Annotated in this window: 1 protein-coding gene; it reads right to left on the reverse strand. The window is 43.0% G+C overall.

What is annotated here, in order from left to right; all coding sequences use genetic code 11:
• Positions 1-185: 185 nt before the first annotated feature.
• Entirely contained in the window at positions 186-326 is a 141-nt protein-coding gene (gene yjjY / locus ACFPPB_RS20405; RefSeq protein WP_004146984.1) for a YjjY family protein, read from the reverse strand.
• Positions 327-565 lie beyond the last annotated feature (239 nt).

Below are 565 nucleotides of genomic sequence, written 5' to 3' on the forward strand. Positions count from 1 at the left end.
GTTTCAGGCTTTGGATTCACTGTATTTATTAATTTATCCACGCAACTAGTTGAGCCTGGTAAAGATTGTGACTATAAAGAGCATGGCGATGCAATGATTTCACAAGACTGTTAACGTGCTACAATTGAACTTGATATATGTCAACGAAGCGTAGTTTTATTGGGTGTTCGGCCTCTCTTAGCCTGTTATGTTGCTGTTAAAATGGTTAGGATGTCAGCCGTTTTTGACACCGTCGGGTCCAGAGGGAAAGTACCCACGACCAAGCTAATGATGTTGTTGACGTTGATGGAAAGTGCATCAAGAACGCAATTACGTACTTTAGTCATGTTACGCCGCGCATGTTAATTTGCGACATGCAGCAGGCAGGTCAGGGACTTTGGTACTTCCTGTTTCGATTTAGTTGGCAATTTAGGTAGCAAACATGCAGACCCCGCACATTCTTATCGTTGAAGACGAGTTGGTAACACGCAACACGTTAAAAAGTATTTTCGAAGCAGAAGGTTACGATGTATTCGAAGCGACCGATGGCGCGGAAATGCATCAGATCCTGTCTGAAAATGATATC

The sequence above is a fragment of the Rhodanobacter terrae genome, from assembly GCF_042657005.1.
GTDB classification, from domain to species: Bacteria; Pseudomonadota; Gammaproteobacteria; order Xanthomonadales; family Rhodanobacteraceae; genus Rhodanobacter; species Rhodanobacter terrae.

Bases quoted from the DNA above. Each gene is read 5' to 3' on its own strand.
- yjjY (WP_004146984.1), bottom strand. From the start codon at position 326: ATGACTAAAGTACGTAATTGCGTTCTTGATGCACTTTCCATCAACGTC.